Source organism: Bacillus sp. 220_BSPC (genome assembly GCF_001054655.1).
Classification (GTDB): domain Bacteria; phylum Bacillota; class Bacilli; order Bacillales; family DSM-1321; genus Peribacillus; species Peribacillus frigoritolerans.
The window spans coordinates 23,411-48,354 of record NZ_JVPL01000183.1; the positions used below are offsets into that span (position 1 = coordinate 23,411).

The following is a 24,944-nucleotide window of genomic DNA, read 5'->3' on the forward strand; positions in this document are numbered from 1 at the left end:
GTCATTTTGTTAGGATTTATAAGCTACATTAGCGAGGTGTACCTGTGTGAAAGCAAGTATTATTATTCCGTCTTACAATGCATGTGAACGTCTTTATTATAATCTGCTATCCCTAAATCTTCAGGACTATCCCCATGAGCAATTTGAAGTCATTGTCATCGATAATGGTTCTACTGACAGTACTGCCAAAATGCTATCGGAATTTTCAGCGAGTTTCCGACTTGAAACTGTTAGAGTAACTGAAAATAAAGGTATTGCATATGGAAGAAACCAGGGTATTTCAAAAGCGACAGGAGATATACTCATTTTTCATGACAGTGATATGATTGCTGAGAAAAATTTTGTCAGAAAACATTTGGAAGCACATCATAATGAGAATACGGTAGTTTGCGGATTCATTTGGAAGGAGATTTTCACCTATTATTACAAAAATTTTGAGGATTTCAGAATCTCCGAATTTAATAAAGTAAAAGATCGATTTCACTACCAATCCATGGATTTCGATCAAGATATACTTCAATTGATTCCTCCAGAAAAGATCACCGATGGCAGTTTCATAAAATATAGCTTCGGAAAAGACACGCCCTTTATCGATTCTTTAGAAAAAGTCATTCAAGAATTTGGATCAGACCTAAAACGATACCATTTGCCTTGGAGGTTTTTTATCACCAATAATTCATCAGCACCTAGAAAAAAAGTAATAGAAGTCGGCATGTTTGATGAAAAGATTGTGAATTGGGGTTTTGAGGACTATGATCTTGGGATTCAGCTATATAAGTCTGGTTGTAAATTTAAACTCTCGAATATTGTAAACGTCCATCAGGCACATCCAAAAAATTACATGAAAGGGGAGGCCCTTAAAAGCTTTGAATATATATGTAATAAGTATAACGATATTAGACATATTGATATTGTTCTCGCTTGCATATGCACATTTTTGCGTGGTTCCCTATCCATTGACGAAAAAGAGTTGAACCATATCGTGGAAGATCTTTATATTCTTCAAGAAATAGGTAAATACAATAGACTGTTGAGTTATTATCTAGAACTCCTCCAAATGAAAAGGAAATCCTATTTTAAAATGGGAGATAATAAATTAAAAGAAGCGCCAAGTGCTGGCATGGAGGAAAGTGAATTAGAGGAGCAGATCAATGAATTGTTGGAAACATATGAAATACGACATTTCGCACATGCACTTTTAGCCTTGCGAAGGGATTTAAAAAAGAATTTAACAGAAGGAGACAGAAGTTTTAGAGGGCACTATAAATCCGAATAAGGTAAAGGTTGACTAGTAAAAGTGATTATGTCATTTTCCAAATCTGATCAAAGAGAGGGCACTGCGCTCTCTTTTTCGCATGATTGCCGGGTGTAAGATCACGGAGGGCACACGTAGATTACTGGTCCTTTGTTCGAACTTATATGATCTAAGTTAGACCTAAACCTGTTTCTTCGTTTTTGGTGGAAAAGAACGTTGTTCCTAGCAGATTTAATTTATCTTCAGATATTCCTACTCCTGTATCAACTCACTTTTTTTATGAATCTCTCCATTTTTATAATAATGTTCAATTCTAATTTTCCCCTTGCCTTGAAATTCATCCATTGCCTCAATTGCATTCTTCAACAGGTTAAAAAAGGGTTTTAGAAATTTCTCTGTATCACTTAGAGCCCATTCTATTTCCACCTTATAAAGTTTTTCTTGGAATAAAAACAAAATAGAAGCTAACTCCTTACATAAATCACTGGGAACAAAGGGTTCCTCATGTAAATCAGGTTTAAAAACGGGTAATGGATTTTGCAGAGCTTCTAATGCTTTTTTCTAATTTAGCTTCTATCGTATCAAAATAAGGATGAGTTTAGCTCTTTATTAATAAAAAACTATAACTAAATAATTTGGATATTTTCTTATCCAACACAGGGGTTCGATTAATACATATTCAGGAGTAGCTAAGGTAAAATTTATTAGTCAAAGAAAAAATACAAAAGGGCACCTCTAAAGTTGCCCTTTCGAACTATTATTTATCTTGCCTACTGTCTATTGGGAATTAAAGTAAAAACAAGGTAAATATATGATTCTGAATCCAGTTTTACCAATCCAATAAACTGGCTTAAAAATGAATAATCATGGATGAAATGTAACAGAGAGGTGGAGAGTTGAGTTTACCTTATTTCTTTATAATGTTGCAGAACCCTTGGAGGGAAGAATTTGAGGGGCAATGGTCGTAAGGATACGATAATGGCAGGGGGCATAGTTAAATTCCGTTGTGCTTGCTTTAAACAGTTGTACATCGCTTTACCGCCAACTGAATTGGCAGAGTGAATAGTAATGCGATTAGCAAATAGTTTTTCTTTCACCATCTTTTGAACAAGCATAAAACCATTCCTGGTTTTATTTAATAAATCATGGTCCAAAGAGAGATGTTCAATATCAAAGTTTTGCAATAGCTCTAAACATTCGTCAATAGTCTCGACTAACACATAGCCATCCGGTGCTTTCCGATAGTCATCCAAAAAAACGCTGATTTTCTCCATTTCCTTCACTCCTTTGCTTATGCAAGTGTGACTAAGAAAAGTCAATTAAACCCAAGAAAATATGGTTTTATCTATTAAGTCTAACACAACAAAGTAAGAAGGGGGCATATTCGACGTTTAATACTACTATACGACAACCTTTTTTAATAAATATTCTATATAATGATCGTCGTGCTACTTCAACTAACGGATCTATATTATAAGAAGGAACTGTAACTGAGCAGTCCCTTGTGAATATAGTACAAAACATCCATTTATAAGTTAGTGATTGTAATAATTTGGGTAAAAGGTAATATCTTGACTAAAAGGAGAAGTGATATGTTACATCCAGAAGAGATTTACCTTATATTAAGGGACAAAACGCTGCTGTTGGAGTTAAAGGAACAAATTAATGACTATCATATGTCCTACTTATCAATGATTAATGATCAGCTTTCATTGATTGATAATGTTCTAAAAGAATGTAACATTGATTCCTTCACTATGTCAAAAGGATAAAACCAACATTTACTTATATAGGGATCAATTTTTTAACTATAATTAACCAGCTTAGCGCCCTCAGAGAAAGGCGCTTTTTTAATGGGCAAAACAGTGTCAATTAATAGGTCTTGTTTAAAAAATCAATTAGCTAATATTTCTGAGGTATAACTCCATGTTCTGGTTAGTTATATTGCAAGCGGAACTTTATTTTTCACCTACAGCATTGTGAGGCTGATCTTTTTCATTTGGATAAGCAGCAATTTTTGCTTCTTCTCCAATGCTTTCAAGTGTAGCCGCAGCCATCTGCTCTCTAATGCGAATGATATGGGTATTCATTAGTTGCTTGGCTTTGTCCGCGTCCTTTAATGCGATGGAATAGTAGATTTCTTTATGTTCTTGAAGCGTTTCTTGAAAATGACCTGGTTTTGCGAAACGATGCCGTCTGGTGGCACGAATCGTATTTTTCATTTGGTCACTTAGAGTATAAACCAATCCAGCATATATGGAATTATTTGTGGCTTGTGCAATACTATGGTGAAAAAGCAGATCTGCTCGCAAGCCTAATTCTTCATCATGTTCCGAACGTGCCATTTCTTTCAGAGCTTTAAGGATATTTTGTAAATCAAGAGAGTTTGCTCTCTGCGCAGCAAGTAAAGCACACTCCGTTTCAATTACTCGACGGACTTCAAGCATTTCATAGACCATGTTGTCCTCAGCCTTGATGATTGAGGTGGATAGCTGTTCAATCAGTGATTTAACATCAGATTGTCTGATAAATGTTCCATCACCTGGTCTAATCTCAATGACTCCGTTAATCTCCAATACTCGAAGGGCTTCCCTGATTGATGTTCGACTCACTTTAAAACGGTTGGATAATTCGCGTTCAGGCGGTAATTTATCTCCAGGTTTCAATTCACCGCTAATAAAAGATTCCTTAATCTGATTGAAGATGATTTCGTACACTTTGGGAGATTTAACTGGTAGTGAATCCATTACTTTCTTCACATCCTTCCATGACAACCCTTACAACATGCTGGTACGACTATTAGTGAAATCATTCTAACAAGCATTCATTTATGAAGCAAGGGGATAATCCGCAATATTAAAATTAAAATAAATAACTGTAGAAAAAATCTGATATTTTAATTGGTTAGACCAATATTGTAAAAATATAATGGTCTAGATTCAGTCAAATTATGTTCACATGGCTATTAAAGGTCATTTGGTTTTTGTTATAAGGATGGAAAATTAACTATAAATATTGAGAATAAAGCATTTTTTTATGGAGAAAAGTATAAAACGGATAATTGTTGAAAAAGTCAAAAAATTTAGTATAATGAAAATTGGTTAGACCAATTATCCGATAAATGGAAGCGTAATCATATAAAGCTATTAAGGAGGGGGATACCATCTCTTGATACTACAGTTGAAGAAAAGAAGAAGAAACTAAATCTTGGTATAGGTACGACCAAAGTTTTTGATATGGCAGAAACGGATGTTAAACCAGAAAGAAGGAGAATAGATGGAAGCGGCTAGTGTAAATTTAATCAACGATTTAAAGCAAATCCTTTCGGAAAGTCAAGTAACGGAAAACCAGACAGTAAGAGAATTGCATGCCAGAGATGAATCCTATCATGCTGTAAGTCTTCCTGATATCGTTGTATTTCCGGAAACAGCACAGCAAGTCAGTGAAGTTGTGAAATTGGCAAATAAGTACAAAATCCCGATGGTTCCTTTTGGGTTGGGATCAAGCCTCGAGGGACATGTCATACCGTATAACCATGGCATAACTATTGATTTTTCACTAATGAATAAAATCCTGGAAGTGCGTGAAAACGATTTTCTCGTAAAAGTTCAGCCTGGCGTAACGCGTTCGCAACTAAACAAAGAATTGAAAAAATACGGTTTGTTTTTTTCCGTTGACCCGGGAGCTGATGCTACTCTTGGCGGAATGGCAGCAACAAATGCCAGTGGAACGACATCAGTTAAATATGGTGTGATGCGTGATCAAGTCCGTGATCTTGAAGTGGTACTTGCAGATGGTTCGATTATACATACTGGCAATTTGGCCGCTAAATCGTCATCAGGCTACCATCTAAACGGCCTTTTTGTTGGTTCAGAGGGAACGCTTGGCTGCTTTACGGAATTGACGTTAAGAGTTTACGGAATTCCTGAGCACGTCATGGCGGCAAGAGCATCATTTCCGACATTGAACCATGCGGTGGAAGCTGTTGTAAGCATTTTGCAGTCAGGTGTTCCAATAGCAAGGGTGGAACTTGTCGATGAACCATCAATGAAACAGGTTAACCTTTATAGTGATACAAGCTATAACGAAGCAGCTACACTATTTTTGGAGTTTCATGGTAATGAAGCCGGGTTGAAACATGACGTAGAGTTCACTAAAGAAATAGTAGCTGAACATAATTGTTACGATATTGAATTTGAAACAGATAATGCTGCCAGGAACCGCCTATGGGAAGCTCGCCATAATCTTGCCTATGCTTATATTCATGGCAATCCTGGGAAAAAACTGATGGTGACTGATGTCTGCCTTCCGATTTCAGAGCTGTCCGGTGCCATTCACCATGCAAGGGAAGCAGTTGATTTACTGGGCCTTACCGGTGGGATCGTCGGTCATGTAGGCGATGGAAATTATCACGTACTCTTAATGATCGATAACAATAATCAAGAAGAGATTAAAAGAGCTGAACAGCTAAATGAACAAATTGTCCTGTATGCCCTTGAACGTAAGGGAACATGTACTGGCGAACATGGTGTTGGGGTCGGTAAACAAAAATATCAGGAAAAAGAACATGGGAACTCACTGTTTGTGATGGAAAAAATCAAATTAGCCCTTGATCCCGATAATTTATTAAATCCAAATAAAATATTAATGCTAGAAAGAGTGTGATGGAATGAAAGTATTAGAAGCATTAAGCACAGTAGCCGGAAAATATTTTGCTGTTTGGGTTATCTTAATATCCGTCATTGCCTTTATTTTTCCTGAGCCATTTTTGGGATTGGGCGGATATATTACAATATTGCTTGGCGTTGTCATGTTTGGAATGGGGCTCACTTTGAAGGCAGTTGATTTTAAAATAATCATTACTAAACCACTGCCCGTGATAATTGGAGTTTTCTCCCAGTTTATAATTATGCCATCTGTAGCATTCCTTATTGCCAAACTCATGAATTTGCCAGCCGAATTAGCTGCAGGTCTGGTATTGCTTGGCTGTGTACCAGGAGGAACAGCCTCTAACGTGATGGTATATCTTGCAAAAGGGAATGTACCTTTATCGATAGCTATGACTTCGGTATCAACTTTACTGGCACCAATCATGACACCACTTCTTCTGCTTTTGCTGGCAGGACAATGGATGCCGGTTGATTTTTTTGATATGTTTAAGTCCATTGTACAAGTCATCCTTCTTCCGATTGTTTTAGGATTGGCCATTAAGCGGTTTTTCCCAGTAGCAGTTGAAAAAAGCTTGACCGTTTTACCACTTATTTCGGTAGCAGCCATTATAACTATTGTAAGCGCAGTAGTCTCAGGCAACGCAGCTAGCATTGCTGCTTCCGGGTTCCTTATTTTTACTGCCGTGATGCTTCATAACGGATTTGGGCTACTTTTTGGTTACTTAGCAGCAAAAGTGCTTGGACTTGATGAAGTGAATAGAAGAGCGATTTCGATTGAAGTGGGCATGCAGAACTCCGGGTTAGGTGTTGCGCTTGCCACTGCACATTTCGGCCCGCTGGCAGCCCTTCCAAGCGTCCTGGCTGCTGCATGGCACAACATATCCGGACCAATTCTCGCGACTTACTGGTCAAAAAAACATGCTGGCGACAGTATAGAGAAAGCGCCAGTTCATCCGGCGGAGACCAAGCTTTAATTATATGTAATAGAAAAAGAGATCCCATGCTCCCAGCAGGGATTTTTTTGCTGTCTATAAAATCCCTGCACTAAGTAAGGGTTTTGATTTTCCACTAATTGCTTGTTACCATTTTGCTTAAACGCCTTTTGAAATATTGAAGTAGGTCATAAGAAATGTAAGACATCGTAATTATAAGGAGAGTCTCAAATAGTTTTAAGAATAAATTGTCAGATATATAATCCAGTCTTAGTGCCGATATAATTAAATCAAAAATATCGATGAAGACTACATGAACAATGTATATACCTAGAGCTCTTCCTCCTACTTTAGTAATGAACAAATCCTTCCCCAATGTTTTATTATTTAATGCAAATAAAAAAAGAAATGCAGTTAAACAGATAGTAGAAATAAAATATTCCCCATGACTTCCCGATAATATCTTTTCTAATAAGTATCCCTCTACCACTTGGATAATAAAGAAGATTAAAATTAATGATAAATTGGTTTTGGCTGTTATTGCTCCTGACTTTTTAAAGAATTTATCATCCGCAAAGAAGAATCCCAAAGTTGTATAAAAAAGACCAATGAATAAAGCATCCCGTGTACTCAGAGGAAGATCATAGAACACCGAATACGATTGTCCGAAAAGACCTAACAGGTTGAATATTAAGCTAATGGTTAAAAGAAGCCTTGCTTTTTTTAACTTAAAAAAACCGAATAGAATGATAACACTCCAAATTAATGCGGTTAAAAACCACAATTGGTATCCGCTAGTCCCAGTTCCGTAATATATAAGGTCAAGAAAAGAAAAATGATTAATGTATTGCGCAAATTCCTTTGGTACATCGGCAGCATCTTTATAAAGAATTAGAACATCATACATCATATAAAAGAAGAGCCAGCACAAATACAGTTTCAAGATTTTTATAATATACTTTTTAAAATAATCAAAGGAATCCCTTTTATGGATCATCTTTTGACCGAACAAATAACCAGATGCAGTAAAGAAGAATGGCACCGCAAACCTTGAGAAGTTATCGAGAATAAATAGACCAATTTGGCTATCCCTCGGGAACACATGAATGACTACAACAGATAATATGGCAAAAAATTTAATAAAGTCAATCGCGTTATTTCTTTCCATTTGTTCACCCTTTTCATAACACTTTTACTATCATTGGTTGTTCCCTATATTATGTACACCAAAGAAAAATTTATTTTTCTCTTTCTCTTTCTGATTCCAATTACAAGATACTGTAAAACTTAATTAATGAACGGCTAATCGTTCAGGAGGGTGGACTGTTTGTAGTAGTAGCTTCACTATACAGATAGTAATCAAATGAATGCCTATGTTCTTGTTAATCTGGCCCTTACAGAAGAAACCCCTGTAATCAAAGCCTTTTGACTAAGGGAAATGTGGGGACTTTCTGATTGCAACTTGCAAATCGCAACTTGCAAATTGGTATTTAATTATCATTGCTTGAAGCACTGCACACATGCTGGACCATAAGCCCTGCTGATATAAAAAACATTTAATTTTTGCCTCTAAAAGAAGGATGAAGGGGGAGGAGGCGTTCTTATTTTCTACTTTCTCTATTAACTTGCTCCCATATTAAATTCACTAATTCTTTGCGTCTCATTCCTGAATTTTCAAGTAATTTAAACATTAATTCATCATATTTCAAGCACCAATGCGACGTAGTTGTGTCTGTATATTAATATCATGATTGATGACCTGATTTTATACAAAACAGCTTACATTGGACGATGTGAGTCCATCTAATTCCAATTTAATATAAACATGGTAAGTACGAGCAATTTATGCATATAAAAATCGCATATATCAATAATAAAAAGGAACTTTTTAACTTTGGGAGGAGATGGTTTTATGAAAAAATTATTGTTGATGGGATTTATTTTATTATTTCCTCTAAACATGGTGGCCGGAACAACTAGCGCTTACGCTAAGCCACAAGTACAACGTATTAGCCAATCTGAGGTAAACTTCGAAAATGAATTCAGGAGACTTTGGATTGATCATGTATTGTGGACAAGTAATTATATAACAAGTGCAACCACCGCTGGAGCGGAGGATCAAACACAGGTACTGGCTAGACTTCTAAAGAATCAGGAGGATATTGGTAATGCTGTAAAGCCACTATACGGAGAGGAAGCTGGTAACAAACTTACGGATCTGCTTAAGGAGCATATTGTTATTGCGGGAAAGATTGTAGATGCGGCTAAAAGTGGAAATGATGCTTTGGTGAAACAGCTAAACAAGGAATGGTATAGAAATGCTGATGAAATTGCAGCTTTCCTTAGCGGTGCCAACCCCCATTTAAAAAATGAAGATCTAAAAAATTTCCTGTATATGCACCTGAAATTAGTGACAAATGATTTATCTGCAAGCTTAGCAAAAGAATGGAACGCTAGAATCATTGCAATTGACGAAGGGGTCACACATATAATCTTAATGGCAGATACTATCTCTGCGGGAGTTATAAAGCAGTTTCCGGATAAATTTAAATAATAATCTTAAGAATCCTCCAGCATTCTGTTGGAGGATTCTTTCATGTTGAGAGAGGAATTGATTATGTTTATATAACTGGTTCAATCAAATGCGCGCTGGTTGCGTAACTGCATTATTACACTGAACTGCACCGTTACTTTAAGAACATTCCTTCACAACCTCTTTTATAAAAGAGATTTCTTTAGCATCATGCCAGTGCATTATGAACGCTTTAATGACAACTGAAGAAAGGTAAATTTCACTTTTCGAATTATTAAGGGTATGGGGATATTTCTCATTAGTTAATAATCAGTGGAGTAGAAGCTAAAACAAATAATAAAGTAGATTAATCCAAAGACAGCAGGTTTGTGTTTGTGTCACTAAATTAATAAACACAAAATCTACTGTTTTTTTAATTTTTTGACATTATGACTCCACTAGTGTATAACCAAAACCAACACGTTCAGTAAATCGGAAAAAGCCCACAGCATTTAGGTGTAACATATAGGTATCCATCATTAGTAGTCACAAAAATCGCCAACTAGCTGCCAAAGTCATTAAATAGGAGCAAGAAGAGCCCTATACCGAACATAAAAAAACCTATATAAAACTGAGGAGAATGTGCTGTGAAATACCATGAAAATTAAATTCTGCAGTTATGGGAAAAAGGCAATATTTAGATTTATGAATGGGGTATTTTGTGAATATTTGTGAATTATTTCGGGAATAAGGAAATGAATCAAATAATAAACGGTTCAACAAGGATATTTATCAATTAGATAATAATTTTAAGAAGAAAGTCTTGACAGGAATTAGAATTAATCATAAAAGGAAAATAAAGAAGCTAAAACATTCGTAAAAATATTTTCCGTAATGGATGACTATAATCAAGGATTGTCGTTGTTAAAAATGTTTAATAGTTGAGGGGCGGTAGACATGAAAGGAAAGGAACATTTTTATTAAATATTTTTTCTAGTTTACATAATATATATTATAGGAAGTTTTATTTTTAATGTTTATTTTGTCTCATATCTTAAGAATACTTAACTTAGTGAGACAAGATGCAGATTTTTTATATTTAATCATTGCCATTATTTATCTATAATTTTTTTATTAATCAGTCATTGTTAACTTATACTTTAAAACGTAAATAAATATTGTTCCAATTAAAATGATTGATCTTCAATTAAAAATTCGGTTTAAATTCGCAATAAGATTTGGATTTAAGCTAATTTCACATCAGTTACGGTCATTAAAATTTTCTTGATTTATATATTGAATTTTAATTTATCTGCTAATTGTTAACATATTTCGTTTTCAGTCATTTTTATGCTATAGATCGGATTATTCAATTAGTATTTATCATTTTAGTCATTTCACTCTAAGGATCTCTAATTGCTTGGTTGTGGTAATTAAATCTATTGTATTATTTCCCTTCATGTATAAAACTGAAGCGCCCTCACTTTTCCCCTTTTTCCATCCATTCGCTTTAAGGGCCATTGCATATCCATATGGAATGCCGTCTTCTTCAGAAGCCCTTGACCATTCATATCTATTCCCTTGTTCATTTAACTGAACCAATTCAGCATTTTTAGGTACAGGGAATTCATTTAAATCTTCTGTAGCTGTGTATAAAGATATAGAAATTGAGTAATAAATGATTGCCCCTCCTATTAAAAAAGCAGCTAGGGTAAGTGCACAACTAATCTTTTTCTTCATATTGCTCCCTCCTTTCCTTTCCTAAAGACCTATTCAAAGAATCGTCATCTAATATTTCTGCTGTAATCTAAATATCCCTGCTTTATTTACATAATTTATCATTTTTATTATTCTTATATATAAATTAAATGGCTAAATGAGAAAAATCACGGGTTAACACTCAATAAAAATTATATAAATATAATTTACCTTAATGACAATTCAATAGGTTTTTTATCATGAAAGTTCCGCTTTCCACCTGAAATTGATGATAGATCCTCCATTTAGCCACACATAATCTCCTATAAGCTTTCTTAATTAACCCCATAGCAGCCTATAGCATGAATAACCTTTAAAAAATGTTTTAAACTTAATGATGCTCAATCCGCCATCGAGTTTTGCTGTACAATAACAAGCATTGACCGCTTTCATATGTGCAGCAAACGTTATAAGGCAAATCAAATTTGTTTAGAGCCACACCTACTTTCAGCAATCATTTCTTGTTTCTCATGAGAGAAATAATATCGTAAAAGTCGATTTTTACATTTTATATAAAAAGGTTTAAAAGTTTCAGGAATTAAATATGCCAGAAGAAATTAGAATGGTTTTAAGATCTCAAGCTTTAATAAAAATGTTATGTAAACACTCACGAAATGTTAATTACCTTTTTCTTTGGTTTTTTACTTGTGAAAGTCTTTATTAAGAAGCTGCTGAAAGTTAGTTAGCAAGTAATTGATGGGCTATGTAGCTTTATTCTATTGAATTGACCTTTCTCGTTAGCGTTATAAATCATTCTTCTGATATAAATAACGGTCATGCATTTTTGAAAAAGTCTATTCTTGACCACGTATGGAACTTTATGTTTAATAGATAAAAAAAGGAACACGAAATCACTATTGATCGCATGTTCCAGTTAGGTTATTTATGTTCGAATGGATTCGATACGGCTTTGGACGAATTCGAACGAGTTTTTTGCTTCTTGGACGATTTGTTTGATCAGTTCATTGACGGTCAATATTTCTTTTATGAGTCCTACGGATTGACCGCATGACCAGATGCCTCCGTCTAAATTTCCTTCAAAGTAAACTTTCTTGCTTCTTTGTCCCGTAATTAGCGGAATCAATTCCTCTATAGTGGCACCTTCATTTTCAAGTTTGTCCACTTCTTTACTGACGGCATTTAATGCTACACGCGAAGGACTGCCTATATTCCGTTGGATGACGACCGTATCCGTTTCATTGGCCGATACCATCCACTGCTTCACGTTTTCATGAATCGGTGCTTCTTGCGTTGCCATAAAGCGAGTCCCCATGACGATACCTTCAGCACCGAGTGATAAGGCGCTGATAAGGCCCCTCCCATCCGAAAATCCCCCTCCAGCTATTACTGGTATATTTACAGAGTCAACGGCTCTAGGGAGCATGACAAGCGTTCCTACATCCCCCATGCCTGGATGTCCTCCTGTTTCATTCCCGACAATAATAATGGCATCGACTCCTAATTTCTCTGCAGACACAGCGTTTTTGACGTTCGCTACCTTATGTAACACGGTAAAGCCGTGCTCTTTAAGTCTGGGCATTAAACTTTCTGGGCTTCGGCCACTCGTTTCAACAATTTTCACATCTTCCTCAATTAAAATATCGATGAACTCATCATTCGGGGTTGCCGTTTGACTTGGAAACAGGTTCAGGTTGACAGCAAAGGGTTTCTTGGTCAAAGTTTTAACTTTGCGTATTTCATCACGGAGACCCTCTGGTGTCACCTGTGTTTTCGAAGTGATGATACCAAGTCCCCCCGCTTCTGAAACAGCGGCTGCGAGCGGGGCTCGGCCAACTTGAAACATCCCGCCGCAAATAATCGGATATTCAATCCCCAATAATTCTGTCATTCTCGTTTTCATTTGCCATACCCCTTTCATTTTTCAAGGATTTCTATAAGTCTGCTTTTCTTACATAATGTACACACGCATGTCTATATACCATACTTATGGAGCCGCTTGTAAAATGTACTTCTTGGTATATCCATCAGCTTTGCTGCAGCAGTGACATTTCCTCTTGATTTTTGTAATGCCTCTATCATTAGATCCCGTTGAATTTTTTCACGGATCGTCAGTTCATTTCCCTTGATTCCTTTTTTACCACCAGGTTCCTCCCATGCAGGGAAATCATCATGCTGTGTAACCGGCTGTGAATGCATGGAATTCAACACTTTAACATAATCCAGAGGTCCTTCTGCTAGTAAGATGGTCAATCGCTGAAGTACATTCTGCAATTCTCTAATATTGCCTGGCCAATTGTACTCCTTTAAACGATTCAATAATTCTTCCGTTAATGGACTATTCCAATTATTCTTCGAACACAAGTAGTTGACTAGATAAGGAATATCTTCAATCCTTTCCCTTAAGGGAGGTACATGAATGGGGTAAACGTTCAGCCGATAGTATAAATCCTTCCGAAAGGACCCTTCATTGACAAGCTCTTCAAGATTACGGTGTGTTGCAGTGATAATGCGAATATCCAATGATATGCTTTTTGTGCCGCCGATCGGAACGATTTTTCTTTCCTGAAGAACACGCAGTAAGGCAACCTGCATCGCTGAAGGGATTTCACCGATTTCATCGAGAAAAATGGTTCCTCCATTTGCCTGCTCGAACTTCCCTTTGTGACCTTGCCGTTTAGCACCTGTAAAAGCGCCCTCAACATACCCGAATAGTTCACTTTCCATTAAATCCTTAGGTATGGCTCCGCAATTTATCGTGACGAACGGTCCTTTTTTGCGGATGCCATTATCATGAATAGCCTTGGCAATAAGCTCTTTCCCGACACCTGTTTCACCGGATATATACACATTTGCTTCTGTCGGTGCAACAAGCTTCACTTTACGTAATGTGTTATGAAAGGATTCACTAATCCCTCTTTCCCCTTCGAAGGCAAATCTTTCTAAAGGCATTGAAGTAGGAAAAAGCCTATTGGCTTCACGACCATGATTCTCCGATAAGAATAAACACTTACCGGAAATCCTATTATCCTCTTTGGATAGAAGCGGATTTTCCTTTACGATTCGATATCCATGATTTAACAGATCGGCCAACGCCATACCAATGGATTGAGGAATTTTTTTGCGAACCTGTTTACTGGCGGAGATTATCATTTGTTTATGATTACATACGATAAAAGGCAAATCTGGATAGGTTTCTGCAAGTTCTATCGAGTGCTGGGTCAGTGCCAGCTCCTTTTTATAGGAACGCATTCCCATTTCCTGTTCGATCGTATATGCCAAATTGGCTACCATCCCCAGCATGGAGGGATGGAAATATTCTACTGGACATGATATATCCAAAACTCCCAATATCTTACCGTCTTCATTTAATATGGGCATCGCAGAGCAACTCCATTTGTGCGAGGCAATCGAATAGTGCTCGGTACCTTGGATCATTACGGCTTCACCCGTTTTCAAAGCTGTTCCAATTGCGTTCGTTCCGACCTCACCCTCCGTCCAGCATACGCCCTCCACAAAATTTATTTTTCCTGCCTCATCGAGGATTTTCTCGTTTCCGGAAAGTGAAAGGACATACCCATCCGGATCGACCAATAAAGCCATCATTCCAGATTCTTTTATCGATTGATTCATCCTGGATAATTGGGGTGATGCCACTTCTAATAGGAAGGAGTTTTTTTCTCTTTGAATGTCCAATAATTCATCCGTCAAAATATGTTTGCCTTTATTAAGGTATGGGTTGACTTGATCTTTTTTGCAGCGATACCAGGATTCCATTATTCGCTTGTTCAGACGATTTGAATCGAGAACCCCTTCACTGACAAAGCGTTCCCATGTACGTAGATAACAACTGGTGGATAGCATATAATCCTCCTCTAATCATTTGGTTTGAACCTTCATTTGACCAGTCAATCTAGAGGAAAAATACCATGGAGTAATAAAATAGGATGTTATTCGAGGTCTTTTTAATTATAGTAGATTATGTATTCGCTTACAATATATAGATTGAGTTTACAAAAAAGCATCATGTGATCATTCACATGATGCTTCTCCATTTAAAACAATAAAGTTTATGAAAAAATAACTCCTCCATCAATCATGATGGATTGACCTGTCATATAATCCGAATCCGGTGAAGCGAGGTAAGAGACGAATTTCGCTACGTCTTCTGGGGTTTCGGACCGTCCTAAGGTTATGGAATCTGTAAACTTTTTAAATGTTTCCCCTTTAGCAAGATTCATATATTGACCCATTTTTTCATCGATTAAATCCCACATTTGCGTCCCGACAATTCCTGGACAGTAGGCATTCACCGTAATGCCAAACTGGGCTAATTCCTGTGCAGCCGCTTGTGTAATTCCTCTTACGGCAAATTTCGTGGCCGAGTATGTACCTAGTAAGCTAAATCCTTTATAACTGGCGATGCTGGCAGCACTTATGATTTTCCCGCCTTCTTGCTTTTTCATTTGTTCTGCCGCGGCTTGCAGGCAAAAGAGGACACCATTTACATTTATATTGAAAATCTGTTCAAGATCTTCTTGAGTTACTTCCAATAGAGGCTTTATTTGTGCAATTCCTGCATTTGAAACCATAACATCCAGTTGTCCAAAACGTTCCACAACTTGATTCACCATTTCGAATACTTCCCGTCTATTGCTTACATCCGCTTTAACGGCAAAACTTTCACGTCCAAATTCCCTTATCTCATTCACGACCGATTCAGCCGTATCCAGATTGACGTCGTTAATGACCACATTCAATCCATCTTGAGCTAATCTTAAAGCAATGGCACGTCCGATACCACGACCTGCACCAGTGACTATCGCCATCCGTTGACCGCTAGCCATACAAATTCCCCCTTCAGTTTTAGCAATGCACAGCTTGACCAACAACATTTAAAAGAGCTTCATGTATGGCTTCCGACAAGGTTGGATGCGCCGCCACTAAATCTTCCATCATATCTGCCGTTATTTCTGCATGCAGCATGATCGTTCCTTGTCCAATCAATTCTGTTGCATGCTGACCAACAATGGAAAAACCTAAAATTTCATTATATTGTGGATTCACTAGGATTTTGACCTTTCCTACCGGTTTATTGGAAAGGACAGCTTTCCCATTTGCCGAAAAAGCGAATTCACCTACTTTTATTTCACCATATTTTTGACGCGCTTCTTTTTCGGTCAAGCCTACACTCGCAATCTCGGGGGAGGTATAAATGCAGCGAGGGATTGCCCGGTAATTCACTTGTGCAAATTGACCGCAGGCATTCAGGGCCGCCACACGCCCTTCATGAAAAGCTACATGGGCAAGTTGGATGCCCCCTATCACATCACCGCAGGCATAAATCGATGGATTGCTTGTTTGCATTCGATCATCCACCGAGATGCCAAGTCGGGAAAAATCAATATCGTTTTCCTCTAAGCCTATTCCGTTCACTCTTGGTCTTCTCCCTATAGATACGAGTACGTAATCAGCTTGCATTTCTTCCAATTTGCCATCGCTATTCTCTAAATATACTGTTTTACTGGTTGCATTGATGTTTTTGACAGCTGTGGAGGTATGGACCGTAACGCCTTGGTTTTTCAATTCTTCATGCAGTATGCTCGTGATATCCTCATCTTCCCCTGGAAGCAGCTTTTCCCCCATTTCGATAACGGTAACCTCGGCGCCCATCCTGCTATAAATGCTGGCAAATTCACATCCGATGACGCCCCCTCCGACAATTAGCAGGGAATCGGGAATGGCAGGAAGTGACATGGCATGACCACTGTGAATGATCCATTCACCATCAAACGGCGCAAAAGGTAGTGGAATCGGTTCAGAACCCGTTGAAATGATGATCTTACTTGCATCAATCACTTCATTTTCATTTCCGTTCTCGATCCGCAGTCGATTGCTTGAAAGGATAGAAGCTCTGCCCTGTATAACTTTTATTTTATTCTTACCCATTAAATATCGAATGCCGTTCACTAGTTTAAAGATGACCTCTCTTTTTCGTTCCTGTACGGTATCCCAATCGACTTCAATCGAATGGGGGGAAAGGCGAATTCCCATTTGCCCGGCATTTTTCACCAAGTCATACGTATCGGCACTTTTCAATAATGATTTCGTTGGCATGCAGCCTTCGTTTAAACAGGTTCCGCCCAATGGCCCATCGACTACCAATATGACCTCCTTATCCTGCTGGGCAGCAGTGATTGCCGCTACATACCCTGCAGGACCACCGCCTATAATAACTATACGATTCAAGGCTTTCCCTCCTTTTCTATAAAATAACGGTGATCGGCTCTTCTAAATACCGTTTTAGTGTTTGTAAAAAGGCAGCAGCGGGTGCTCCGTCCAGTACACGGTGATCAAAAGTTAAACTGAGTGGCAAGATCGTTCTCCTCTCCAATTCTTCACCAATATAAAGCGGGGTATCGTAAGCAGAGCCAATTCCAAGTATCCCCGTTTCCGGAGTATTGAGAATGGGTGTAAAATGCTCAACGCCAAATGCCCCGAGGTTACTGATTGTAAAAGTGGACCCTTGCATGTCTTCAATTGGCAATTGACCGTTACGTGCGCACCGGGCCAACTCCTTTCCCTTATTCGATAACTGTCTTAGGGTACAATTTTCGGCATTTCTTATGACGGGAACCACTAGTCCATTCTCCAATGCCACCGCTAATCCAAGATGGATATGCTCATACAAAATGATGTTATCTTCAATATAGGCACTATTCATTTTAGGGTGCTCTTTAAGTGAAAGCACGACAGCCTTGGCAACAAAGTCCGTTATAGTCAATTTAGTTGAGTCGTGTTTTTGCAGTGTTTCTGTAGCCTGTTTTTGCAAAATGACTAGATCAGTGACATCAACTTTCATCGTTAGCGTTAATTGGGCACTGCTTTGCAAGCTCTCTTTCATACGTTTGGCAATGATGTTCCTCATTCCCATAACAGGAATCTGCTGCTGACTCTCTATAGCAGGTTTGGGCGGAACTATTCTTTTTTCTGTATTTACCGGGATGGAATCCCTTTCCTCAATTACTTTCTGGACATCTTCTTTAGTGATTCTTCCTCCTGGCCCGGTGCCTTCTATCTTTTCAATGTCAAGATTCGCTGCCTGTGCCATTTTTCGTGCAACCGGAGTGATCATCAATCGATCTCCCATTGGCAAAGTGGGGGACTCTTTTGTTTTCGGCTTTTCTTGTTCATCAATTTTCAACTGGGTCTCTACAGCAACAGGTTCATCGATCTTTATTTTTTCATTCGGATCTCCGATATGACAGATAACGGTTCCTGGAGGTACTCCTTGTCCTTCTTGAACAGCTATATTCAGAATCGTACCTTCCGCTGGAGATTCAATATCCATTTCTATTTTCTCTGAATTGATGCTGGCTATTGCTTCACCTTTTTCGACTGGATCCCCAACAGCCTTACTCCATAACGAAACAGTGCCTTCTTTCATTGCCATGCCCAATTTCGGCATTACCACTTCGACAGCCATATCTAATTTCTCCCTTCATAATGGTTTGTTTGTCCATCATTGGTTTTGTTGCTCCAACTTTTGCAGTTCAATGCAAAAAAGCTGGAGCATGCATCTGGATTTATTTACACTCCTAGAATGGAAGGTTCCCCTAATAATTCTGAAACGACTTGTATCACTTTTTCTGATGTAGGAAGGTACAAATCTTCAAGCGGTGGAGAAAAAGGGACAGGTGTATGTGGTGCCGTAATCCTCTTAATTGGCGCATCGAGCGTATCAAACCCCTTATCCGCCACCAGTGCGGCAATATCCGTTGCAACGCTGCATCTTGGGTTCGCTTCATCGATCACGATCAAACGATTTGTTTTTGCCACAGAGGAGAGAATCGATTCTTCATCCAGTGGTGACAAGCTCCGCGGATCGACAATCTCAACTTCAATGCCTTTAGCTGTGAGTTTTTCAGCAGCCTCCATCGCGGTGTGAACTTGTTTACCGATGGCAACGATTGTCAAATCCGAGCCTTTCCTTTTCATTTCAGCTTTACCGATTGGAATTGTATAGTAGCCTTCCGGAACCTCCCCTACCATGTTGTATAGCGTTTTATCTTCAAAAAAGATGACGGGGTCATTATCTTCAATGGCTGAAAGTAAGAGCCCTTTTGCGTCATAGGGGGATGAGGGAACGACGACCTTCAATCCAGGAATGCTGGTGAACAAGGCATAAAGGCTTTGTGAATGCTGAGCTGCAGCCCTGAACCCTGCACCATGCATCGTACGGATCGTCACGGGAACCTGTGCTTTACCGCCAAACATATAGCGGAACTTCGCACCTTGATTCAATACTTCATCCAAACAGCTGCCAATGAAATCGTTGAACATTAACTCGGCAATCGGTCGCAAGCCTGTCGAAGCGGCTGCCATGGCCGCTCCCATATATCCTGCTTCCGCAATGGGTGTATCAAGGATTCTATCCCGGCCAAATTCTTGAACCAATCCTTTCGTGACACCTAAAACCCCCCCCCATGCTTCGTCATCCTGCAAATGATCGACCTCTGCACCGCCGGCTACATCTTCTCCCATAAGGATGACATTTTCATCTTTTCTCATTGCCATGGCCATTGCTTCATTTATTGCCTGTGACATACTGATTTTTCTACTCATCTCAATTCCTCCTTTTATACTTTAATAAGATACATAAACATCGTTTAATAAATCGGATGCCTCTGGATATGGGCTATCTTCACTGAACTTGACTGCTTGTTTAATAGATTCCGCAACGGCATTCTCAAGAGAAATCAGTTCTTTTTCCGCCAGCAGATTCTGATTCAGCAAGTAATTCCTAAATAGGGCAATCGCATCTTTCTCTTGTTTATGCTCCTTTTTGTCTTGTTCCTTTTTATACTTCTGTGCATCTCCCTCGAAGTGGCCATAATTACGATAAGTAACGCATTCGATCAATGATGGGCCTTCTCCCCTGCGAGCCCTCTGAACGGCTTCTTCAGCAGCCTTATACACAGCCAATACATCTTTCCCATCCACCCGGACACCCGGGATATTGTAGCTTATCGCACGATCGGCTATCGTTTTACAGCTAGAAGCATAGTCGAAAGGCGTGGCTTCCCCATACCCATTATTTTCAGCGATGAATATTACGGGCAGCTTCCAGATTGCCGCCAGATTTATCCCTTCATGGAATGTCCCATGATTATTGGCACCGTCACCAAAAAAACATACACTAACGTGATCGGTCTTTTTATATTTGGCAGTTAATGCTGCACCGCATGCGAGCGGAAAGCCTCCACCGACTATCCCGTTTGCACCTAACATCCCTTTATCCAAATCGGCAATATGCATGGAACCGCCTTTTCCTTTGCAAAGCCCGGTCACTTTCCCATAGATTTCAGCCATCATCCCGTTTAGGTCGCATTCTTTTGCAATACAGTGGCCATGGCCTCTGTGGGTGCTTGTAATGCTGTCCTTTTCGGATAGATGGGCACATACACCAACAGCAACCGCTTCTTCCCCTGCATATAAATGGACAAACCCAGGTAAAATCCCTTTTGCAAAAGATTCATGAACTTGGTCTTCGAATTTTCTGATCTCCAGCATTTTCTTGTACATCCAATAAGCTTTGTCCTGTGATAACTTTATTTCATTCGATTGAACCGTTTCCATTTTTCAGCCCCCAATCAGTAATAGCGAGTCAATCTTATATAGTGCAATTGCCGTGCCAAAATGGGAGGCGATAAAATTAGGACTTTAGCTATTTTCAGCAGAAACAAAACGAGACAAAATGAGATTGCTGTCTCGTTTTGTCTCGTTTTGTTTAAAATATACGATCCGAATTCACTTATCACTGAAGTGAAAAGATGGTTTGAATGTAGAGGCAGCCTGTTTAAGGAGTAAGCTCTTTATGCACCATTTATTTAGGTTTCAGTACTTACTAACATGAATTTTTGTTAAATAGTTAGAGAGGAAGGACCTAGCTAGTAAACTATCAAGCTTAACGTAAATTTTTTAGCGCACCGCTCCATGCAATTGTTTGATCTAGCATTGCATGGACATTACCAAGGTGTAAATCAGCTGGTTTAAACGTTTTGAAGTTTTCAAAGTCTGTAAATAGCGATAATGTTGGATTTACACGAACGTCCGCAACTAGTAATTCCCCTAATATGCCACGCAAATGTTCGGCTGCACGGGCTCCGCCAGTTGAACCATAGCTTACGATGCCCGCAGCTTTGTTGTTCCATTCATCACGTGCGGAATCAAGTGCGTTTTTTAATGCCCCTGTAATGCTGTGATTATATTCTTGTACGATAAACACAAAACCATCCAAGCTAGAGAGTTTTTCTGACCAAGCTAATAATCCTGGTTCTTTACCAGTGCCTTCTCCAAAAAACGGCAATTTGAAATCTGCGATATCGACGATTTCATAAGTTGCATCTTCTCGTTTATCAGCTATTTCTTTAACCCAATTTCCCACTTGTGGACTTACGCGTCCTATTCGTGTGCTTCCTAAGATAATTCCAATCTTTAATTTTTCCAATGTTTTCGCCTCCTCGTAAAAACTGACTGGCCAATTAATTGTTTTAAGAATATAACCTTTATAAGTTGATGGATTTACATATTTTCAATCTCTTCCACTAACGTGTAGTACCCACCTTCTGTATCTTCAATCAGATGGTTTATTTTGTTAAGATGTTCTCTGAATTCACTTTTTTCTAACCAATTTTTATGAAAATCAATACTCTCAAAGGTCGTTACCATAATTGCCTTATCATTATCTACAGAACGATGCCAACGGCTGCTGATCCAACCGGGAACACCTTGTGATCCCTTCTTGAAATTGAGCAGTTCTTCAGCTTGGATAGCAACCAATTCATCTAGTTTGCCTGGTTTAGCTGTAAATACATTAATCCATACTATTGTATTACTTGATTTCATATTCATAATCTCCTGTCATTTAATCTATTTTTTTAGTTCATTAAAAATTGGCATTTCCTTTACAATCACAATGGTACGTCAGTACTAACTGTCATTATAATTATTCAAAAACTAGGGAGTCAAAGCCCTAGTAAATGTTTGCACACTCTCCATGATAAATGCCTCCAGGGACACGGTTGGATAGTTCTCATCGGCATCAAGATTGTTCATAAAGGCACCAAAATTCATCATCATGAACGACAATGCCTGAAGCTCTGGGTCTGTGGGAATAAGCTTTCCTTTTTCATGCATCGTGTTAAAATAGTTTGTCAAAATTCCCAGTAACTGTCGGGGATGCTTTTGTGTTTTTTCTCGAAAACCAGGTAAATTGCCTTCCTCCTTGATACTTATCATAATCATTTTCCGGTTACGATTCATGATTTCATGATATGTTCGACTGATCAGTTGTAAATCTGAATGCAAATCCCACACGATTTGCTCTTCATTAAAAAGTTTGGTCATCTCTTCAGCATAATGATATCGGTCAAATGCCGTTTCTAAAAGATTTTGCTTGCTTCCAAACCGACGGAATAGTGTTTTTTCACTAAAACCTGCGGAACCAGCAATTTCCTGAGTAGAAACACCATTGTACCCTTTCTCTGCAATTAGATCGATTGCCGCCAACAGCAGCTTATCATCGGTACTAAGCTTATTACTGCTATTCATGCTCTCACTTCCTCCGAATGGACTGTCAGTACTTACTGACTTTCCATTTTATTCTATTCATCTGTTTTTAAATTGTCAAGAAAATATTTCCAACAGTAATATATTTTTTACGATGGCAGGCCACTCCAGAAGAGTGAACCTTATTGGGGAATTAACACCAAGGCCATTCAGGAAAAACAAATAAAAGACGGAGCTTTTCTGCTCCGCCTGAATTCTAGAATATTTTTTTCTCATTCAACTCGAGTGCCAATTCTTTAAAATACTGTAGCGATTCTGGATTTCCCATGGAGTCTGCATTCACTACTTTATCAAACTCGAAACCTAATAATACTTTACGTATCGGGACTTCCATCTTCTTTCCGTTCAACGTTTTAGGAATTTGTCCAACGACATGGATTTGGTCAGGGATAAAGCGAGGGGATACATGCCCTCTGATTTGTTCCTTGATTTTTGCCGTCAATGCTGGATCCAGACTTTCCCCGGGCTTTAGGACTACGAACAACAGCAGTGAGGAACCGCGGCCAAGCACTTCCCTATCAATGACTAGGCTTTCCATCACCTCGTCTATCGCTTCGACGACCCGGTAGATATCGCTAGTTCCCATCCGTACACCAGAACGATTGATGGTCGAGTCGGAACGTCCATAAATGATACAGCTGCCCTTGTCGTCGATCTTTATCCAATCACCATGTTTCCATATACCAGGATACGTATCGAAATAACTCTCGTAGTATCTTGTCCCATCTTGATCATTCCAGAAATATAGCGGCATGGACGGCATCGGTTTGGTAATGACCAATTCCCCGACTTCATTAATCAATGTTTGACCATGCTCATCAAAGGCTTCCGCACAAACACCCAATGCCCTTCCTTGTATCTCTCCGATTCTCACGGGCAATATTGGAACTCCGCCTACAAATCCGGCACATACATCGGTCCCGCCACTGGATGAACTGAGCCAGATATCCTTTTTGACATTTTCATACACCCATATATAACCGTCTCCAGATAATGGAGCTCCAGTGGAAAAAAGAGCCTTCAATTTCGATAAATCATATTTTCCCAGAGGCTTGTTTCCTAACTTCATGGAATTCGTAAGGAATGGTGCACTTGTTCCAAAGAAGGTCATGCCTGTATCTTCCGCCAATTCCCAAAGAACCTCCATATTCGGAAAAGAAGGACTGCCGTCATAAAGGACGATGGTACCTTCATTTAGCAAACCACCCATAAGGAGATTCCACATCATCCAGCCTGTCGTCGTAAACCAGAATACGGTATCCTCGGAAGTCAAGCCTTGATGGATTCTTGTTGATTTAAAATGCTCCAATAATATACCGCCATGCCCTTGTACAATCGGTTTTGGCATCCCGGTTGTACCTGATGAATAGAGAATCCAAAGCGGATGATCGAAAGGAACACTTTCAAAAGATAATTCTGCCTTTTCTTTTAAAAGGTCATCCCACGGAATCGTATCTGTCAGACTCACTTCCAAAATCTTCTTTTCTATGTAAGGAACCAGCACGGTATGCTTAACAGAGACCAATTCCTGTTTAAGCTGTGAGACGACTGGTGTTTTATCATGTACATTTCCATTGTATTGATACCCATCAACCGCCAGTAATACAACCGGTTCAATCTGTTTGAAACGATCTATGACACTTCTTGCCCCAAAGTCAGGTGAACAACTGGACCAGATGGCACCAATGCTCACAGTTGCCAAGAAAGCTATCACCGCTTCGGGTATGTTTGGCATATAGGCAACAACACGGTCACCGGATTTCACACCAAGTTTCCTTAATGAATGGGCGACAGAGGCCACTTTTTCTTTCAACTCTTTCCAGCTAACCTCTTGCTGCCTAATATGTTCGGAACGAAAAAATATCGCCGTTTTCTCTTCTTGATCATTCAATAATGCATTTTCAGCATAATTAAGCCTTGCCCCCTCGAACCATTTCGCACCTGGCATAGATTGCTCCGCTAAAACCCTGTCATATTTCCTGCCGGCTTTTACATCACAATAATCCCAAATTGAAGCCCAAAATTGCTCCAGTTCATCTACCGACCATTTCCATAATTCATGATAATCATGAAATGTTAAACCTTTCTTTTCTTTTAACCATTTCACATATTGCGTCAATACCGTTTGCTCGATTTGTTCCTTTGTCGGTTCCCAAATGATTTGTCCATCTGTAAGCGATTTCATTCAATCATCTCCCTTAGGTATCAAATGCGTCATTGAATTATTT

20 protein-coding genes are annotated in these 24,944 nt (G+C 38.8%); 5 read left to right on the plus strand and 15 right to left on the minus strand.

The window, feature by feature from the left end; translation table 11 throughout:
• Positions 1 to 46 precede the first annotated feature (46 nt).
• Entirely contained in the window at positions 47 to 1,276 is a 1,230-nt protein-coding gene (locus tag ADA55_RS12975) for a glycosyltransferase family 2 protein (protein ID WP_048684449.1), read from the plus strand.
• Between the two features lie 881 nt (positions 1,277 to 2,157).
• Here the strand turns inward: ADA55_RS12975 and ADA55_RS12985 are convergent.
• Positions 2,158 to 2,529, minus strand: a complete 372-nt coding sequence (locus ADA55_RS12985; protein ID WP_048684454.1) for a cyclic-phosphate processing receiver domain-containing protein — start codon at positions 2,527 to 2,529, stop codon at positions 2,158 to 2,160.
• 318 nt (positions 2,530 to 2,847) lie between these two features.
• On the opposite strand from ADA55_RS12985, the gene ADA55_RS12990 reads away from it, so the two are divergent.
• Positions 2,848 to 3,027, plus strand: coding sequence for a hypothetical protein (locus ADA55_RS12990; protein WP_048684456.1), 180 nt, complete (start codon positions 2,848 to 2,850; stop codon positions 3,025 to 3,027).
• Between the two features lie 186 nt (positions 3,028 to 3,213).
• Here ADA55_RS12990 and ADA55_RS12995 read toward each other — a convergent pair whose 3' ends face one another.
• Positions 3,214 to 4,002 (minus strand): FadR/GntR family transcriptional regulator, encoded by a 789-nt coding sequence (locus ADA55_RS12995; protein ID WP_065421152.1) that lies wholly within the window; start codon positions 4,000 to 4,002, stop codon positions 3,214 to 3,216.
• Between the two features lie 529 nt (positions 4,003 to 4,531).
• Between ADA55_RS12995 and ADA55_RS13000 the strand changes: the two genes are divergently transcribed.
• Positions 4,532 to 5,920, plus strand: coding sequence for an FAD-binding oxidoreductase (locus tag ADA55_RS13000; RefSeq protein WP_048684458.1), 1,389 nt, complete (start codon positions 4,532 to 4,534; stop codon positions 5,918 to 5,920).
• Between the two features lie 4 nt (positions 5,921 to 5,924).
• Positions 5,925 to 6,899 carry a bile acid:sodium symporter family protein gene (locus ADA55_RS13005; RefSeq protein ID WP_048684461.1) on the plus strand — a complete coding sequence of 325 codons (975 nt, stop codon included), beginning with the start codon at positions 5,925 to 5,927 and terminating at the stop codon, positions 6,897 to 6,899.
• A 94-nt stretch (positions 6,900 to 6,993) separates the two neighbouring features.
• On the opposite strand, the gene ADA55_RS13010 is transcribed toward ADA55_RS13005, so the two are convergent.
• On the minus strand, positions 6,994 to 8,025 hold the full coding sequence (locus ADA55_RS13010) for an acyltransferase (RefSeq protein ID WP_048684463.1): 1,032 nt from the start codon (positions 8,023 to 8,025) through the stop codon (positions 6,994 to 6,996).
• A gap of 744 nt (positions 8,026 to 8,769) precedes the next feature.
• Between ADA55_RS13010 and ADA55_RS13015 the strand changes: the two genes are divergently transcribed.
• Positions 8,770 to 9,411: a glycosyl transferase gene (locus ADA55_RS13015; RefSeq protein ID WP_048684465.1), complete on the plus strand. Its 642-nt coding sequence runs from the start codon at positions 8,770 to 8,772 to the stop codon at positions 9,409 to 9,411.
• A 1,350-nt stretch (positions 9,412 to 10,761) separates the two neighbouring features.
• Here ADA55_RS13015 and ADA55_RS13020 read toward each other — a convergent pair.
• The 12 genes from ADA55_RS13020 to ADA55_RS13075 all read right to left on the minus strand — a co-directional run bounded on the left by ADA55_RS13020 (position 10,762) and on the right by ADA55_RS13075 (position 24,901).
• Positions 10,762 to 11,109, minus strand: a complete 348-nt coding sequence (locus ADA55_RS13020) for a hypothetical protein (RefSeq protein WP_048684466.1) — start codon at positions 11,107 to 11,109, stop codon at positions 10,762 to 10,764.
• Between the two features lie 901 nt (positions 11,110 to 12,010).
• Positions 12,011 to 12,988: an NAD(P)H-dependent flavin oxidoreductase gene (locus ADA55_RS13025; RefSeq protein ID WP_048684467.1), complete on the minus strand. Its 978-nt coding sequence runs from the start codon at positions 12,986 to 12,988 to the stop codon at positions 12,011 to 12,013.
• Between the two features lie 71 nt (positions 12,989 to 13,059).
• Positions 13,060 to 14,949: a sigma-54-dependent Fis family transcriptional regulator gene (locus tag ADA55_RS13030; protein WP_048684468.1), complete on the minus strand. Its 1,890-nt coding sequence runs from the start codon at positions 14,947 to 14,949 to the stop codon at positions 13,060 to 13,062.
• A gap of 206 nt (positions 14,950 to 15,155) precedes the next feature.
• Positions 15,156 to 15,932 carry an acetoin reductase gene (locus ADA55_RS13035; RefSeq protein WP_048684469.1) on the minus strand — a complete coding sequence of 259 codons (777 nt, stop codon included), beginning with the start codon at positions 15,930 to 15,932 and terminating at the stop codon, positions 15,156 to 15,158.
• A 19-nt stretch (positions 15,933 to 15,951) separates the two neighbouring features.
• Positions 15,952 to 17,334: a dihydrolipoyl dehydrogenase gene (lpdA, locus tag ADA55_RS13040; RefSeq protein ID WP_048684471.1), complete on the minus strand. Its 1,383-nt coding sequence runs from the start codon at positions 17,332 to 17,334 to the stop codon at positions 15,952 to 15,954.
• Between the two features lie 16 nt (positions 17,335 to 17,350).
• Positions 17,351 to 18,571, minus strand: coding sequence for a dihydrolipoamide acetyltransferase family protein (locus tag ADA55_RS13045; RefSeq protein WP_048684474.1), 1,221 nt, complete (start codon positions 18,569 to 18,571; stop codon positions 17,351 to 17,353).
• A gap of 104 nt (positions 18,572 to 18,675) precedes the next feature.
• Positions 18,676 to 19,710, minus strand: a complete 1,035-nt coding sequence (locus ADA55_RS13050; RefSeq protein ID WP_048684476.1) for an alpha-ketoacid dehydrogenase subunit beta — start codon at positions 19,708 to 19,710, stop codon at positions 18,676 to 18,678.
• 21 nt (positions 19,711 to 19,731) lie between these two features.
• Positions 19,732 to 20,724: a thiamine pyrophosphate-dependent dehydrogenase E1 component subunit alpha gene (locus tag ADA55_RS13055; RefSeq protein WP_048684478.1), complete on the minus strand. Its 993-nt coding sequence runs from the start codon at positions 20,722 to 20,724 to the stop codon at positions 19,732 to 19,734.
• Between the two features lie 328 nt (positions 20,725 to 21,052).
• On the minus strand, positions 21,053 to 21,595 hold the full coding sequence (locus ADA55_RS13060) for an NADPH-dependent FMN reductase (protein ID WP_048684481.1): 543 nt from the start codon (positions 21,593 to 21,595) through the stop codon (positions 21,053 to 21,055).
• 74 nt (positions 21,596 to 21,669) lie between these two features.
• Positions 21,670 to 21,993 (minus strand): antibiotic biosynthesis monooxygenase family protein, encoded by a 324-nt coding sequence (locus ADA55_RS13065; RefSeq protein ID WP_048684483.1) that lies wholly within the window; start codon positions 21,991 to 21,993, stop codon positions 21,670 to 21,672.
• 111 nt (positions 21,994 to 22,104) lie between these two features.
• Positions 22,105 to 22,698: a TetR/AcrR family transcriptional regulator gene (locus ADA55_RS13070; protein ID WP_048684485.1), complete on the minus strand. Its 594-nt coding sequence runs from the start codon at positions 22,696 to 22,698 to the stop codon at positions 22,105 to 22,107.
• A 214-nt stretch (positions 22,699 to 22,912) separates the two neighbouring features.
• Positions 22,913 to 24,901, minus strand: coding sequence for an acetoacetate--CoA ligase (locus ADA55_RS13075; protein WP_048684488.1), 1,989 nt, complete (start codon positions 24,899 to 24,901; stop codon positions 22,913 to 22,915).
• Positions 24,902 to 24,944: the final 43 nt, after the last annotated feature.